At 67.2% G+C, this 14,013-nt stretch carries 15 protein-coding genes and 1 riboswitch; of the genes, 11 read left to right on the plus strand and 4 right to left on the minus strand.

Features of this window, described 5'->3' with window-relative positions; genetic code table 11:
- Nucleotides 1–18: 18 nt before the first annotated feature.
- A riboswitch (TPP riboswitch) is annotated at nt 19–137 on the plus strand.
- From G6R19_RS03130 to G6R19_RS03145, 4 genes are all read left to right on the plus strand, one after another.
- Entirely contained in the window at nt 130–1,485 is a 1,356-nt protein-coding gene (locus G6R19_RS03130; RefSeq protein WP_163162186.1) for an FAD-dependent oxidoreductase, read from the plus strand. It overlaps the preceding riboswitch by 8 nt.
- Nucleotides 1,482–1,718: a sulfur carrier protein ThiS gene (thiS, locus tag G6R19_RS03135; RefSeq protein WP_163162188.1), complete on the plus strand. Its 237-nt coding sequence runs from the start codon at nt 1,482–1,484 to the stop codon at nt 1,716–1,718. The genes G6R19_RS03130 and thiS overlap by 4 nt, the downstream gene beginning before the upstream one ends.
- A gap of 4 nt (nt 1,719–1,722) precedes the next feature.
- Nucleotides 1,723–2,532: a thiazole synthase gene (locus G6R19_RS03140; RefSeq protein WP_163162190.1), complete on the plus strand. Its 810-nt coding sequence runs from the start codon at nt 1,723–1,725 to the stop codon at nt 2,530–2,532.
- Between the two features lie 45 nt (nt 2,533–2,577).
- Entirely contained in the window at nt 2,578–2,916 is a 339-nt protein-coding gene (locus tag G6R19_RS03145; protein ID WP_163162192.1) for a 4a-hydroxytetrahydrobiopterin dehydratase, read from the plus strand.
- Nucleotides 2,917–2,985: 69 nt separating this feature from the next.
- On the opposite strand, the gene G6R19_RS03150 is transcribed toward G6R19_RS03145, so the two are convergent.
- The 3 genes from G6R19_RS03150 to G6R19_RS03160 are packed head-to-tail and all read right to left on the minus strand — an operon-like array spanning nt 2,986 to nt 4,267.
- A complete protein-coding gene (locus G6R19_RS03150) occupies nt 2,986–3,288 on the minus strand; it encodes a hypothetical protein (protein WP_163162193.1) in 303 nt (100 codons plus the stop codon).
- 37 nt (nt 3,289–3,325) lie between these two features.
- Nucleotides 3,326–3,550: a DUF3107 domain-containing protein gene (locus tag G6R19_RS03155; protein ID WP_163162195.1), complete on the minus strand. Its 225-nt coding sequence runs from the start codon at nt 3,548–3,550 to the stop codon at nt 3,326–3,328.
- A 51-nt stretch (nt 3,551–3,601) separates the two neighbouring features.
- Complete coding sequence (locus tag G6R19_RS03160; protein ID WP_163162197.1) at nt 3,602–4,267, minus strand: TetR/AcrR family transcriptional regulator; 666 nt, start codon at nt 4,265–4,267, stop codon at nt 3,602–3,604.
- A gap of 84 nt (nt 4,268–4,351) precedes the next feature.
- Between G6R19_RS03160 and moeB the strand changes: the two genes are divergently transcribed.
- Nucleotides 4,352–5,551 carry a molybdopterin-synthase adenylyltransferase MoeB gene (moeB, locus tag G6R19_RS03165; RefSeq protein ID WP_163162199.1) on the plus strand — a complete coding sequence of 400 codons (1,200 nt, stop codon included), beginning with the start codon at nt 4,352–4,354 and terminating at the stop codon, nt 5,549–5,551.
- 236 nt (nt 5,552–5,787) lie between these two features.
- On the opposite strand, the gene G6R19_RS03170 is transcribed toward moeB, so the two are convergent.
- Nucleotides 5,788–7,107: a glutamyl-tRNA reductase gene (locus tag G6R19_RS03170; RefSeq protein WP_163162202.1), complete on the minus strand. Its 1,320-nt coding sequence runs from the start codon at nt 7,105–7,107 to the stop codon at nt 5,788–5,790.
- A 158-nt stretch (nt 7,108–7,265) separates the two neighbouring features.
- Here G6R19_RS03170 and hemE point away from each other — a divergent pair, with 158 nt between their 5' ends.
- The 6 genes from hemE (at nt 7,266) to hemC (ending at nt 13,991) form a co-directional block, all read left to right on the plus strand.
- A complete protein-coding gene (gene hemE / locus G6R19_RS03175) occupies nt 7,266–8,360 on the plus strand; it encodes a uroporphyrinogen decarboxylase (protein WP_163162204.1) in 1,095 nt (364 codons plus the stop codon).
- Between the two features lie 3 nt (nt 8,361–8,363).
- A complete protein-coding gene (hemG, locus tag G6R19_RS03180; protein WP_163162206.1) occupies nt 8,364–9,785 on the plus strand; it encodes a protoporphyrinogen oxidase in 1,422 nt (473 codons plus the stop codon).
- A 106-nt stretch (nt 9,786–9,891) separates the two neighbouring features.
- Nucleotides 9,892–10,905, plus strand: coding sequence for a hypothetical protein (locus tag G6R19_RS20185; protein WP_205484203.1), 1,014 nt, complete (start codon nt 9,892–9,894; stop codon nt 10,903–10,905).
- 115 nt (nt 10,906–11,020) lie between these two features.
- A complete protein-coding gene (hemQ, locus tag G6R19_RS03190) occupies nt 11,021–11,722 on the plus strand; it encodes a hydrogen peroxide-dependent heme synthase (RefSeq protein ID WP_163162208.1) in 702 nt (233 codons plus the stop codon).
- A complete protein-coding gene (locus tag G6R19_RS03195; protein WP_163162210.1) occupies nt 11,719–12,996 on the plus strand; it encodes a ferrochelatase in 1,278 nt (425 codons plus the stop codon). Before hemQ ends, G6R19_RS03195 begins: the two co-directional genes overlap by 4 nt.
- Nucleotides 12,993–13,991, plus strand: coding sequence for a hydroxymethylbilane synthase (gene hemC, locus G6R19_RS03200; protein WP_163162212.1), 999 nt, complete (start codon nt 12,993–12,995; stop codon nt 13,989–13,991). The genes G6R19_RS03195 and hemC overlap by 4 nt, the downstream gene beginning before the upstream one ends.
- Nucleotides 13,992–14,013 lie beyond the last annotated feature (22 nt).

A 14,013-nucleotide genomic window follows, 5' to 3' on the forward strand; every position in this document is an offset into this window, starting at 1 on the left:
CCTAGTTCCTCTACACTGGCCTCGTACTGCGGGAGCCCGCGGCAGCTGTCACAAAGCGCCGGGCTGAGAGGGCGTCAGAGCCGACCGCTTGACCTGATCCGGCTAATACCGGCGTAGGGAAGGAGACACATGGGCGCATCATCTGAGCCCCTGGCCATAGACGCCAAGAACACCATCCATGCTGATGTGGCGGTGATCGGCGGTGGAGTGATCGGCCACGGCATCGCATGGGAGGCGAAGCGTTCCGGCCGTTCCGTGGTGGTGATCGATGACGCACCGGGTTCCGGGGCCAGCTGGGCTGCCGCCGGGATGCTTGCCCCGGTGAGCGAGCTGCATTACCAGGAGGAGGACCTCCTGGAATTCATGCTGGATGCCTCGGCCCGCTGGCCGGCCTTTGCCGCCGGCCTCACCGAAGCGTCAGGAACAGATCCGGGATACATTACGACGCCGACCCTCGCCGTGGGTGCCGACGCCGCCGACCGCCGCGCCCTGATGGACCTCCGGTCCGTCCAGCAGGCCAGTGGTCTTTCCGTAGAGCCGCTGACCGTCCGGGGCGCGCGACAGCGGGAACCCCTGCTCAGCCCGGGGATCGCGTGCGCGCTGGACACTCCGGCCGACCACCAGGTGGATCCGCGGCTGTTGGTGGCGTGCCTGCAGGCCGCCCTGGCCCAAGGCACGGACGACGGCGGCGGGAACAGGGACAAAGGTGCGGGACGCGGCACTGCGGCAGCCGGCGTCGTCGGCGGTTTTGCCGTAGCGGCCAGGGCAACCGGGCTGCTGTGGCGCGGGGGAGCTGTTGCCGGCGTGCGCCTGGCGGACGGGGGAACCGTGCTGGCCGCCGAAACCGTGGTGGCGAACGGGCTGCACGCGGCAGCTCTTGAAGGGCTGCCGCCAGGGCTAAACCTGCCACTGCGGCCCGTCCACGGGGACATCCTGCGCCTGGCAGTGCCCCGGCACCTGCAGCCATTGGTGACGTCCACGGTCCGCGGGCTGGTGCGCGGCGTTCCGGTCTACATCGTTCCGCGCAGGGACGGCACGGTGGTGATCGGGGCAACCCAGCGTGAGGATGCGCTGTCCGGCACGGACGCCGTTTCCGCCGGGGGCGTGTACCAGCTCCTCCGCGACGCGCAGGTACTGGTTCCCGCCGTCGCCGAACTCGAACTGCTGGAATTCACAGCCCGTGCCCGTCCCGCAACGCCCGACAACGCGCCCCTGCTGGGGCGGGTTCCCGCCCCGCTGGCAGCGGCGGACGGGGAGCACGGGTACCTTTCCGGCCTCATCATCGCCACCGGGTTCTTCCGGCACGGAGTCCTGCTGACACCGGCCGCAGCAGCCGTCTGCCGGGACCTTTTCGACGGCCGCGAGGACCCCCGATGGGCGGTCTTCAGCCCCGGCCGCTTTTCCCCCAGGGCAGGCGCCCGCCTAACCACCGGCTCACCCACCAACCACTTCCGCCACACATCGCCCACAAAGGAAACAGCATGAACATTACCTTGAACGGAACCCGGCACCCCGTGCCCGAGGGCGCCTCCATCACCGTGCTCGTCAGCCAGGTCACCGGCCGCCCCCTGGCCGCCAATGGTCAGGCAACCGACGGCCAAAAGCTTGGTGTGGCCGTAGCCCACAATTCCGAGGTTGTCCCGCGCAGCCAATGGTTTACCACCGCGCTCGCGGACGGCGACGAGGTTGAACTCGTCACGGCTGTGCAGGGAGGCTGACACCATGACCGAAACCATCACCACTCCAAGCGTGGCGGGCCTCGATGATCCGCTGGTCATTGACGGCGTCACCCTGACATCCCGGCTCATCATGGGCACCGGCGGCGCGCCCAGCCTGGACGGCCTGGGGGCTGCCCTCCTGGCCTCCGGCACCGGGCTGACCACTGTGGCCATGCGGCGGTATTCCACGGCCGAGACGGGCTCGCTCTTCCAGCTGCTCGTGGATCACGGCATCCGCGTGCTGCCCAACACGGCAGGCTGCTTCACCGCCCGGGATGCAGTGCTGACGGCGGAACTGGCCCGTGAGGCACTGGAAACCGACTGGGTGAAGCTGGAAGTCATAGCTGACGAACAGACCCTGCTGCCGGACGCTGTCGAACTGGTGGACGCCACGGAACAACTGGTCAACAGGGGCTTCAAGGTTTTTGCGTACACCAATGACGATCCCGTCCTTGCGCTGCGGCTTGAGAACCTTGGGGCCACCGCGGTCATGCCGCTCGGCGCGCCGATCGGCACCGGACTGGGCATCCTGAACCCGCACAACATTGAGCTGATCGTCTCCCGCGCCTCGGTTCCGGTGGTCCTGGACGCCGGCATCGGAACCGCCTCGGACGCGGCCCTGGCCATGGAGCTGGGGTGCGACGCCGTGCTGCTGGCTACGGCCGTAACCCGGGCGCAGAATCCTGCCCTGATGGGGGAGGCCTTCAAACATGCGGTGATCGCCGGTAGGCTGGCGAAAGCGGCGGGCAGGATCCCGCGCCGCGAACATGCACTGGCGTCGTCGGCCATGGAGGGCCGGGCAGAGTTCCTGTAGCCCGCTCCCGGTGCCGCTCCGCCAGCCATAAGGTGAGGAGCAGCCATGGCCGGCAAGGACATTCTTTCTCCCGAGCGGCTTGAGGACGCACTGGCCGTCCTGAGCGACTGGCGGTACCACCAAGGTGCACTGGTGACGGTATACAAGGCGCCGACGGCGGCTGCCGCACTTGAGCTGATTGCCGCCGTCGGACGCCTTGCCGAGGAACAGAACCACCACCCTGACCTGGACTGGCGGTACAACCGGGTTTTCCTCCTTTACACCTCGCATGACGCCGGGGGCGAAGTCACAGCCCGCGACGTGGGCGCGGCCGAGGCCGTGAGTGAAGCCGCCGCCGCGGTCCACGCGGTTGCCGAACCGGCGCGGCACCCCGCAGCCGCTTAAACGGCTGTGGCCACAACCCCGAAAGGCAGTGGCCACAGCCGTGCTTGAATGTCCGGGCGCTGGTTCCGGCTAGAGCTTCAGCGCCGCCGTAAGCCGTTCCAGATCGTGCCTGGCCCTGGTACGGCCCACGTAAAGGACCGCTGCAACCGCCGCTGCTGCACCCACAACCATGGGCAGGATCCAGGGCAGCCAGGTCATGCCCGGCCGGTAGCCAAAGCCTGCAGCCATCAGGATGATCCAGGTAACAGCTCCCACACCTACGGCAACGCCGGCCGGCAGGACGACACCATATTTAGTGTGCCGCTTGTCATTGGCCCAGACGATGAAACCTGCGGCGGCTGTCACCAGCACCACAATGGTCAGCGAAAGCATGGCTCTCCTTGGAGTACTCGCACCTCAGGTGCGGGGGCTAGAACTGGCCGAACCCTACGCGGCGCTGTTCCTCGGCGCCGATTTCTACGTAGGCCAGGGCCTTGCCGGGAACAATGATCAGGCGTCCCTTGTCATCCTTCAGGCGCAGTTCGCTGCCGGTGGTGATGGCTGCTTCTACAACCTTGGCTACGGAGTCCGGGTCCTCGACTGATTCCAGCACAATTTCGCGGCCAACATTCTGAACGCCGATCTTAATTTCCACAGGGGGCCTCCCAGCCGGTTCACGTTTCTCGGGTTATGTCTTATTTGTAGTCTAGGACTCTTTGGGGAAGCGAGAGATTCCGCGCCAAGCTAAACGGTAGATGAGGTCGCTGGCCACATCGAGGTCCAGGTTCCCGTCGGTCTCGAGCCAGTACCGGGCACTGACCTGCGCCATCCCGGCGAGCCCGCGGCCCAGGAGCTCTGCCTCCAGGTGGGGAAGTTTGGTGTCCTCGGCGATGACGCGGGCAATGGCGTCCGCAAACGTCCGGTTGAAGGTCTCCAGCCGTGAGCTGACGTCCGGATCGTTGATGAGGTCTGATTCGAAAACAAGCCGGTGGGCCTGGTCATCGTTGGCGATGAACCGGAAATAGGCCCGCATCACGGCCTGCACGCGTTCGTCATTGTCAGTGGTGGAGTTCAGCGCCCCCAGCATCAGGTCCGTCAAGGAGGCCAGGTGGCTTTCGAGCAGGGCCAGGTACAGCTCCCGCTTTGAGGGGAAGTGCTGGTACAGGACCGGTTTGCTGACGTGGGCTGTCTCTGCGATTTCGTCCATGGCGGCCCCGTGATAGCCGTTGGCAACGAAGACTTCCTGTGCTGCGGAAAGGAGTTGTGCGCGTCTCTCGTCCCGGGGAAGCCGGGCGGACCGTTGCCCGGCGGGGCGCGAGGCGGTTTGCGGTTCGGCTGCGGACGGGCGGTCAGCCCGTGCTTCATGGACCACAGTTGTCCTTCTTTCCCTTGCAGTTACCCCCACTCTACGTCGGGGTAATATGACCGGGCGGTATCCCGGGGCATACATTGAAGTATGGCTTCGACATTCTCCGCAAATGTTTCGACTATTTCACTGCCTCCGCTGGTTGAACCGGCTGGTGAGCTCACTCCTGACGAGGTGGAGCGCTACTCGCGGCACCTCATCATTCCCGAGATCGGCGCACTGGGGCAGCGGAGGCTCAAGAATGCCAAAGTACTGGTGATCGGCGCCGGCGGGCTCGGGTCCCCGGCGCTGCTCTACCTCGCCGCCGCGGGGGTAGGGACGCTGGGGATCATCGACGACGACGCCGTTGACCTCAGCAACCTGCAGCGCCAGGTCATCCACGGCGTGGCTGACGTTGGCCGGCCGAAGATCGAGTCGGCGCGGGACGCCATCGCCGCCCTCAACCCGCTGGTGGACGTCCGGCTGCATAACGTCCGGCTGGACGCCTCCAATGCCCTGGAGCTGTTCGCGGGCTACGACCTGATCCTGGACGGCGCCGACAACTTCGCCACGCGGTACCTGGTCAACGACGCCGCCGCCATCCTGGGCAAGCCCTACGTCTGGGGCTCCATCTTCCGCTTCGACGGGCAGGTGAGCGTCTTCTGGGAAAAGCACGGACCCACCTACCGTGACCTCTATCCTGAAGCACCTCCGGCAGGGTCTGTCCCCTCGTGCGGTGAGGGCGGGGTCTTCGGCATGCTCTGCGCTGCGGTGGGGTCGCTGATGGTGACTGAGGCAGTGAAGCTGATTACCGGCGTCGGACGCTCACTGCTGGGCAGGGTGGCCCTGTTCGACGCCCTGGGCGGCAGCTGGCGGGAGATCCGTGTCTCCAAGGACCCCGCTGCGGAACCGATCACGGAGCTGACGGACTATGAGGCCTTCTGCGGCATTACGCCCACGGCACAGGCGGACACGGAACACACCGTCACAGCTACGCAGCTGGCCACCATGCTCGCGTCCCGGAAGGCCGGCCTGAAGGACTTTGAGCTCGTGGATGTGCGGGAGTCCGGCGAATACGACATTGTCAGGATCGACGGCGCCGTCCTCATCCCGCAGGGACGGATCCTTGCCGGGGAAGCGTGGCAGGAGCTGCCGCAGGACAAGGACATTGTGTTCCTGTGCAAGGCGGGGACCCGCTCGGCGAACGTCCTGGCGGCGGCGCAGAAGGCCGGCTATCAGCGGGTCAGCCATCTCGACGGCGGCATCCTCGCCTGGGTGCGCGAGGTGGAACCCAACAAACCCGTCTACTAGGCCCGGAGCCGCAGCCGGGGCCGGAGCGCCCCTCCCGCGCGTCATCATCTTCCGCCCCGTTTACGGGACGCTCTCTCACTTAACGCCGGTTTTTGATGGACGCTCTCTCACTTTTTTTATAAGAGTGAGAGAGGGTCGGGGGAAATGACGCATTAAGTGAGAGAGCGTGGGTGGAAAAGACCCGGTAAGTGAGAGAGCGTTGCGCGGGAGGGCGCAGGTGGTGGGGCGTAGGCTGGTCAGGCGCTTTCGAGGCCCTGGTGGTCCACCGGGCACTCGGCCTGGGGAACGGCGCGGGCTGCCGGCTGCTCCACGGTAATGCCGTAGAGGGCCTCCAGTGCGGCGACGTACTCATCCTGCTGGCCGTTGGCGGCGAGCTCGCGTGCGCGCACGGTGGGAACGTGAAGCAGCTGCTTGACCATGCGCCGAAGCGCGAACTCCACTTCTTCAGCCGCCGCCGTGCAGCCGTGCCGGGCACGGACCTTTTCCATTTCCGCGTCCAGGACGTTCATGGTGTGCCGCCGCAGTGCAACGATCGCGGAATCCACGGACCGGGCCTCGCGCTCCTGCTCGAAGGCCTTGGCAGCGCCGCTGACGATGCCGCTTGCCTGGGCCAGTGATTCAGCCTGCTCCTGCGGTGCGGCGAGGCGCACGGATTCCAGGGTCAACAGCTCAACGCCTTCCAGCTCGCCCACTCCGGGGTCGAAATCATGGGTAAGGGCCAGATCGATGGCAATCAGTGGCTGTGGCGAATCTGCGCGCACAAGGGCGAGTTCATCAGCTTCCACCCGGGTGTCCGAGCCGCTGCAGCCGATCATCACGTCCGCAGCAGCGACGGCAGGACGCAGCGTTTCCTCGTCAAGGGCCGTGCCGCCGCGGGTGGCCACAAAGCCCTCGGCGCGGCCGGAGGAAGAGAAGACGGAGATGTCGGTACAGCCCCGCTCACGCAGCAGCGCCATCGTGGCGCCGGCGTAGGCTCCGGTGCCGAAGACCACCACCTTCTTGGTGGACCAGTCAGGGTTCTCGGAAAGGTCGGTTGCCAGATCCAGGGCCACGGAAACGATGGAGAGTCCCCGTGATCCCAGTGCGGTCTGGGCGCCGACGTCCTTGGCCGTCTTTGACGCGGCCTGGAACAGGCGGACGAGTCCGGAGCTGGCGGTTCCCTCGTGCTGGGCGGTGATGAGGGCCCGGCGTACCTGGCCCGCGATTTCACGTTCACCGACGACGGCGGAATCCAGTCCGGCGCTGACGGCAAAGAGGTGCTGGCTTACTTCAGGGCCGGTGCGGGTGCTGAAGGAGCGGGAAACCAGCGGTTCGCTGAGTCCGCTGACATCGCTGATCTGGGCGACAAGCGCTGCGCGGGCGGCTTCAACGTCGTCCGGGTGGGGAGCCTCGCCATAGATTTCGTAGCGGTTGCAGGTGGCAAGGACTACCGCACCCGTCACCGCCGGCGATCCGGAGAGAGCGGATGTGGCGATCCCGGAGGCACCGTTGCTCAACTGAGCAACGGTCTCAAGATCGATGTCGGCGTGTGTAGCCACCAATGAAAAAAGAACCACAGCAGGTCAATCATAGCTTTTTCGTTCCTCGGTAGAACAACCACCCGGCCCGGATACGGCCGGCTGGCGCTGTGATTCCTGCCACGGCGCGGGAAAGGGCCCCTGGCGTGACAGCCTGTCGTTATCTTTTGCTGCTGTTTTTGGGCACAATCAAAGGCATGACTTCCAGCCCTGCCATGTCCGCTGCCGGCGCCCTCGCCACAGACCATCCACTGGTGGATGGACGCACCGCAGACTCGCCGCTGATCACGGCCTACCGGGGCGGAAAGCCATCGCGCCGCCCCGTCTGGTTCATGCGGCAGGCCGGGCGTTCCCTCCCGGAGTACCTCAAGGTCCGCGAAGGCATCGCCATGCTGGATTCCTGCCTGCGCCCCGAGCTCGCTTCGGAGATCACGCTCCAGCCTGTCCGCCGCCACGACGTGGACGCCGGAATCTTCTTCTCCGACATTGTCATTCCGCTCAAACTGGCCGGCGTGGGCGTGGACATCGTGCCCGGAGTGGGCCCCGTCCTGGACAGGCCCGTCCGGACTGCCGCGGACGTTGCCGCCCTCCCGCAGCTGACCTGGGAGGCGCTCGAACCTATCCGCCAGGCCGTCCGGCTTACGGTGGCCGAACTCGGTAGGACCCCGCTGATCGGCTTTGCCGGGGCGCCCTTCACCCTGGCGGCCTACATGGTGGAGGGCAAGCCGTCCCGTGACCACCTCGGACCCCGCACCATGATGCACGCAGACCCGGAGACCTGGCGCGCCCTCGCCAACTGGGCCGCCGATGCATCCGGCATGTTCCTGCAGGCCCAGCTGGAGGCCGGCGCCTCCGCCGGACAGCTGTTCGACTCGTGGGCAGGCTCCCTGGGCCTTGCCGACTACACACAGTTTGTGGCCCCCGCCTCCACGCGTGCCCTGGACCATGTAAGGCACCTTGGTGCCCCGCTCATCCACTTCGGCACCGGTACCTCCGAGCTTCTCGTGGCCATGCGGGACGTAGGCGTGGACGTGGTGGGCGTTGATTACCGGCTGCCGCTGGACGAGGCCAACCGAAGGCTGGGCGGATCGGTCCCGCTGCAGGGAAACATTGACCCCGCGCTGCTGTCCGCCCCCTGGGAAATCCTCGAAGCGCACGTCCGCGCTGTTATTGCCGCCGGAGCAGCTGCGCCTGGCCACGTCCTCAACCTGGGCCATGGCGTTCCTCCCGAGACCGACCCTGCCGTCCTCACCCGGGTTGTAGAACTCATACACTCCATTTCGCCGGAGTAACCCATGGCGATTCACCCGGCTGGCGCCCCGTCCGCGCTGGTGCTGGGCGGTGGGATCTCAGGCCTCCTTTCCGCCCGGGAGCTGGCCGTTGCCGGGCATCCGGTGACAGTCCTGGAAGCCGGCAAGGAGTGGGGCGGCTGCGTGGGCAGCCATGTTGTAGCGGGCCTCACCCTGGATAGCGGGGCAGAGTCCTTCGCTACTCGGTCCGACGCCGTTGCCGGCCTTGCCGGGGAACTGGGCCTTTCGGAGAGGATTGTTGCGCCGCGGCCCGGCGGCGCCTGGGTGCAGCTCCCGGACGGTGCCCGAGAACTTCCCAAGACCGGCGTTTTGGGAATTCCCGCCAACCCCTGGGATCCCGAGGTCCGCAGGTCCCTGGGCCTGCTCGGCTCGCTCCGCGCCTCCCTCGACAGGGTCCTGCCCGCGTCCATCGGCACGGCAGCGGACGTTGTCAGCGTGTCCGCCCTCGTCCGGGCGCGCATGGGACGCCGGGTCCTGGAGCGGCTGGTAGCGCCCGTTGTGGGTGGCGTCCACTCGGCCGACCCGGGACTCCTGGATGTCGACATGGTGGCTCCTGGACTTCGCGCAGGACTTCGGCAGCACGGCTCCCTGGCCGCCGCCGTGGCGTCCCAGCGGCGAAACAGCACCGGACCCGCCAAGGCAGGATCCGCCGTCGCCGGGCTGGAAGGCGGAATGCACACCATGGTCACCGCGCTGGTCACGGATCTGCAGGACCGGGGCGTTACGCTCCTGTCCCGAACGCTCGCAACAGCGGTGTCCCGGACATCCGATGGGTGGCGCGTTGACGCCGCGGGGGAGACGTTCGACGCCGGCCTGCTGGTCGTCGCAGTAGACGGCCCGGCCGCCGCCGGACTGCTGGAAAAGGCAGTGCCGGCAATTGCTGGACAGCAACCCGGTTCCGGGCCTGACGTGCAGCTCGTCACCCTGGTCCTGGACAAGCCTGAACTGGACCGCCGTCCCCGCGGTACCGGCATCCTCGTGGCGCCCCAGACTCCCGGCGTCCAGGCAAAGGCCCTGACGCATGCCACCGGCAAATGGGACTGGCTGGCCGCCGCCGCCGGCGCCGGCAGGCATGTCATCCGGCTCTCCTATGGACGTGTTGACAGCACCGGCAACCAGCCCGGCGGACCGGATACCGACGACGGGCTCCTGGCGGCGTCGCTTCACGACGCATCGGCCTTGCTCGGGGTTGGCATCGGCCGGCAGGACGTTGTGGAGTGGGACGTTGTGAGGTGGCGCGGTGCCCTGCCTTTTGCGGCCGTCGGACACCGCGCCCGGGTTACCGCAATCCGGGAAGCCTGCAACGCGGTGGGCGGCCTGGCCGTGGTGGGCGGCTGGGTGGCCGGGAACGGACTCGCCGCAGTGGTGTCCGACACGAAGAACCAAATCCGGAACCTGGCCGGCTGAACGTCCTCGCTGGTCAGGCCCGTGGAGGCCCGGAAACAGGGCTCTCCTGGACCGCCGTTGGATGCTTTGCTGGTTTTCACTTCGCCGTCCGACATGGTTAGTGTCGATGACTATGGTTCACAACAGGTCCGATTTTTCCATGCCCCGGACCGGTATCCATGGGGGACTCCGACGCGGCGCAGCAGCTGCGGCAGTCGGGGCGGTACTGGTTCTCACCACGGGCGTCCCGGCGTCCCAAGCAAAAGAGGGAGCGCCCGGCCCTGGTGACCCCGGAGCCCCGGCGGTTGACACCCAAACCCTCCCCGTAGTGGCCCCGCTGAAGGGCCAGTCAGCTGTCGCGCAGGAGAATGCGCCCGGCCAGGACCGCGGGGGGAAGAGCAGCAATGGCAACGCTCCTGCGGACAACGGCAAGGGTGCTGATGCCAAGCAGACCGCCAGCCCCAGCCCGGCTCCTACTCCTTCCGCCTCCGCAATCCCGTCTGCCCTCCGTCCCGCAGCGAAGGCCACCCAAAAGCCAGCCGCACCTTCACCTTCGGCCACTGCTACGGCGTCCCCGGTTCCGACAAGCAGCGCGCCCGCAGCCAGCACTCCGACAGCCAGCACTCCGACAGCTACCCGCGCCGCGTCGTCTGCTCCCGTCGGCTCCGCCCCTGCAGCCGGCACTCCGACGGCCACCCGGACGGCGCCGGGTGCTGCGCCTTCGGCTCCCGGCGCCGTGCCGGAAGCCCCGGGAACCGGCACCCCTGCTGCCCCTGCACCAGCAGCGGCAGGCGGGACCACACCGGCCCAGCCTGCCCCGCCCGCATCCACCGTGGCAGTGGATCCTGCCACGACGGCGGCAGGCGAGCCCACCGCCGTCGCCGCCGCAGGCGAAACTGCTACCGCAACTGCGACGGGTGCAGTGGCCGGACAGGGCGGATATGTACCTCTTTACGCCGTGCCACGTACCCAGGCGGGGTGGTCGCCGTATTCTTCAGTCCCGAACGGCAACAGCGTCCGGACCAGCGCGGTGCTGGCTGCGCAGCCGGAGCCGAAGAGTGCCCTGGTGTGGCTTGGCTCAGGGCTGGTAGGCATGGCCGGTGCCGCCGGACTGGTCTTCTTCCGCCTGCGAAATCCCTAGGCGCGGACTTCCGGGGATCCGGGAAAACGGATGCTGCTGTGACATTGAACACTTCTACGGGCTGTAGAACTAGCTGGTTTCGACTTGGCGGGTACGAAGGGGCAAACTTGTAACCATGAGCCACACTTCTGCCGAATCTGTCACTAAAACCGAAGAATCAGCCGAGCAGTTTTTCACCCTCTGGACGGTCTTCAAGCGGTCAGAGGCGCTGGTCCGCAGCGCCGCTGCTGCCACGGACTTCGAGGCCCTGCTGGAACGGCTCGCCCAGGCCGGCGTGACTCACCGCGGCAGTTACGACGTTTCCGCCATGCGGGCGGATGCGGACGTGATGGTGTGGCTCCACGGGCCCAAGCCCGAAGCCCTGCAGCAGGCAATCCGGGACATCCGCCGCAGCACCCTCTTCGCCGGGACCGAGATTGTCTGGTCCGCCATGGGTGTGCACCGCGAGGCTGAGTTCGCCAAGAACCACACCCCTGCCTACTCCCGCGGCGTTGCACCGGCAGAGTGGCTGTGCGTCTACCCGTTTGTCCGCTCCTACGAGTGGTACATCCTGCCCGAGGCCGAGCGCGGCAAGATGCTCCGCGACCACGGCCTGCTGGGCCGGGACTTCCCGCAGGTCATTTCCAATACTGTCTCCTCCTTCGCCCTCGGTGACTGGGAATGGATCCTGGGCCTGGAGGCGCCTGAGCTGGTGGACCTGGTGGACCTCATGCGCCACCTTCGCGCCACCGAAGCACGCAACCACGTCCGGGAAGAGATTCCGTTCTATACCGGTCGCCGCATCTCCGCGGAAGAAGTTGCAGAGGTGCTGGCATGAGCCCCCTCGAAGCGCGCGATCCCGGCAGCGTGGCGGCCATTAACCCCGTGACGGAGGCCGGCCGCATGGCCCCCAAAAATTACGACGCCGTCCTCCTCGCCTCCTTTGGCGGGCCGGAAGGCCAGGAGGACGTCATTCCGTTCCTCCGCAACGTGACCCGCGGGCGCGGGATCCCGGACGAGCGGCTTGAGGAAGTTTCCCACCACTACCGTGCAAACGGCGGCATCAGCCCCATCAACCAGCAGAACCGCGAGCTGAAGGCAGCGCTCGAGGCCGAGCTCGGCGCCCGGGGCATTGACCTTCCCGTGCTGTGGGGCAACCGCAACTGGGCCCCGTACATCCCGCAGACCCTGCAGGACGCGTACGACGCCGGGCACCGCCGCCTGCTGATGCTCACCACGAGTGCCTACTCCTGTTACTCCAGCTGCCGCCAGTACCGCGAAGACATTGGCATGGCGCTGACTGAGACCGGCCTGGACGGCCGGCTGGAAGTGGACAAGGTGCGCCAGTACTTCGACCACCCCGGCTTTGTGGAGCCCTTCATCGAGGGCACCGCCGCGGGCCTCGCGGAGGTCAGGGAAAAACTGGCAGCAGCTGGCACACCCGACGCGCCCGTCCAGATCCTGTTTGCCACGCACTCCATCCCGACCCGTGACGCAGACGCGGCTGGCCGCTCCGAGGGCGAACCCCGCGAATTCGAAGAGGGTTCCGCGTACGTTGCCCAGCACCTGGCCACCGCGGCCGCCGTCATCCAGCGGGTGGAAGAGGAATCAGGCCTTACCGCCCCCTGGTCGCTGGTCTACCAGTCCCGTTCCGGGGCCCCGCACGTGCCGTGGCTCGAACCGGACATCAACGACGCCATTGAAGAGCTTGCGGGCCAGGGCGTCAAGGGAATCGTTATTGTGCCCCTGGGCTTCGTGAGCGACCACATGGAAGTTGTTTGGGATCTGGACACGGAAGCCCTGGAAACCTGCGCCAACCTGGGACTCGCAGCCACCCGCGTCCCCACTCCGGGCACCCACCGCACATTCGTCAACGGCCTGGTGGACCTGATTTCCGAGCGGACCGTGGCCAACAACATCAGCGACCGCCCGGCGGTGACCGCTCTTGGCCCCTGGTACGACGTCTGCCGCCCGGGATGCTGCGCGAACTTCCGCGGCGAGAAGCCTACGATTGCAGGCGCGGACACCACCGTGGGCACCGGCCATGATCCTTATCCGGCGGACGCGGCGGCCAACCAGCCAGGCACGGCCGGGGGAGCGCCGCAGCAGTGACAGTCCGCATCGGAACCCGCGCCAGCAAGCTGGCACTCACCCAGACGCGGCAAACCGCTGACCAGCTGGCCGCCGTCGGAGGTTTCCCGGTGGAGCTCGTCCACATCAGGACCGACGGCGACGTCCTCACGGGCTCGTTGTCACAAATGGGCGGCACCGGTGTCTTTGTCGCCGCGCTGCGCGATGCGCTGCTGCGCGATGAGTGCGACGTGGCCATCCATTCGCTCAAGGACCTGCCCACCGGCGCGGCAGTAGGCCTGAGCCTGGCCGCTACGCCCCGGCGGGTAGACGTCCGCGATGTCCTCTGCGCCCGGGACGGGCTCAAACTTGCCGACCTCCCCTCCGGCGCCACTGTGGGGACCGGCTCGCCCCGCCGCGCAGCCCAACTGCGCACCGCCCGGCCCGACCTCGACATCGTGGATATCCGCGGCAACGTGGACACCCGCCTGGGCAGGGTGCCCGGACTTCCAGGAAACGCAACGGACCAGGTGGTTGCGGGCAAGTCCTGCGACCTTGATGCCGTAGTTCTCGCGGCGGCAGGCCTGGAACGCATCGGCCGGCTGGATGCCGTCAGCGAGTTCCTGGAAACGGACGTCATGCTGCCCGCTGCCGGCCAGGGATCCCTCGCCATCGAATGCCGCACTGCCGACGCGCCGCCCAGGCCGGGCTCCACAGAGGGTTCCAAGGATGTCCTTGCGCAGGCACTGGCCGCGCTGGACGATCCGGACACCCGGCTCGCTGTCACGGCTGAGCGGGCCCTGCTGGCACGGCTCGAAGCCGGCTGCGCAGCGCCGGTGGGCGCGTACGCCTTCCGGAAGGGCAGCATGCTCCACCTGGAAGCCGTGGTTTGTGCCGTGGACGGCACCGCTTCAGTCCGGGACAAGCGGGCAACCGACGGACTCACGGAAGTTGGGGCCACCCTGCTGGGCATCGAACTCGCCGAAGTCCTCCTCGCTGCAGGTGCCGCCGATATTGCAGACCTGCAGGCTTCCTGAGCCGGCCATGGGACTGCCTTCC

This window comes from Arthrobacter sp. Alg241-R88 (genome assembly GCF_900537115.1).
Classification (GTDB): Bacteria; Actinomycetota; Actinomycetes; order Actinomycetales; family Micrococcaceae; genus Arthrobacter.

Excerpts from the sequence above, each read along its gene's own strand:
- G6R19_RS20185 (WP_205484203.1), top strand. The coding sequence starts at position 9,892 with ATGACTATGGTTCACAACAGGTCCGATTTTTCCATGCCCCGGACCGGT.
- G6R19_RS03195 (WP_163162210.1), top strand. The coding sequence starts at position 11,719 with ATGAGCCCCCTCGAAGCGCGCGATCCCGGCAGCGTGGCGGCCATTAAC.
- G6R19_RS03150 (WP_163162193.1), bottom strand. The coding sequence starts at position 3,288 with ATGCTTTCGCTGACCATTGTGGTGCTGGTGACAGCCGCCGCAGGTTTC.
- hemQ (WP_163162208.1), top strand. The coding sequence starts at position 11,021 with ATGAGCCACACTTCTGCCGAATCTGTCACTAAAACCGAAGAATCAGCC.
- moeB (WP_163162199.1), top strand. The coding sequence starts at position 4,352 with ATGGCTTCGACATTCTCCGCAAATGTTTCGACTATTTCACTGCCTCCG.
- hemE (WP_163162204.1), top strand. The coding sequence starts at position 7,266 with ATGACTTCCAGCCCTGCCATGTCCGCTGCCGGCGCCCTCGCCACAGAC.
- thiS (WP_163162188.1), top strand. The coding sequence starts at position 1,482 with ATGAACATTACCTTGAACGGAACCCGGCACCCCGTGCCCGAGGGCGCC.
- hemG (WP_163162206.1), top strand. The coding sequence starts at position 8,364 with ATGGCGATTCACCCGGCTGGCGCCCCGTCCGCGCTGGTGCTGGGCGGT.
- G6R19_RS03140 (WP_163162190.1), top strand. The coding sequence starts at position 1,723 with ATGACCGAAACCATCACCACTCCAAGCGTGGCGGGCCTCGATGATCCG.
- G6R19_RS03145 (WP_163162192.1), top strand. The coding sequence starts at position 2,578 with ATGGCCGGCAAGGACATTCTTTCTCCCGAGCGGCTTGAGGACGCACTG.
- G6R19_RS03130 (WP_163162186.1), top strand. The coding sequence starts at position 130 with ATGGGCGCATCATCTGAGCCCCTGGCCATAGACGCCAAGAACACCATC.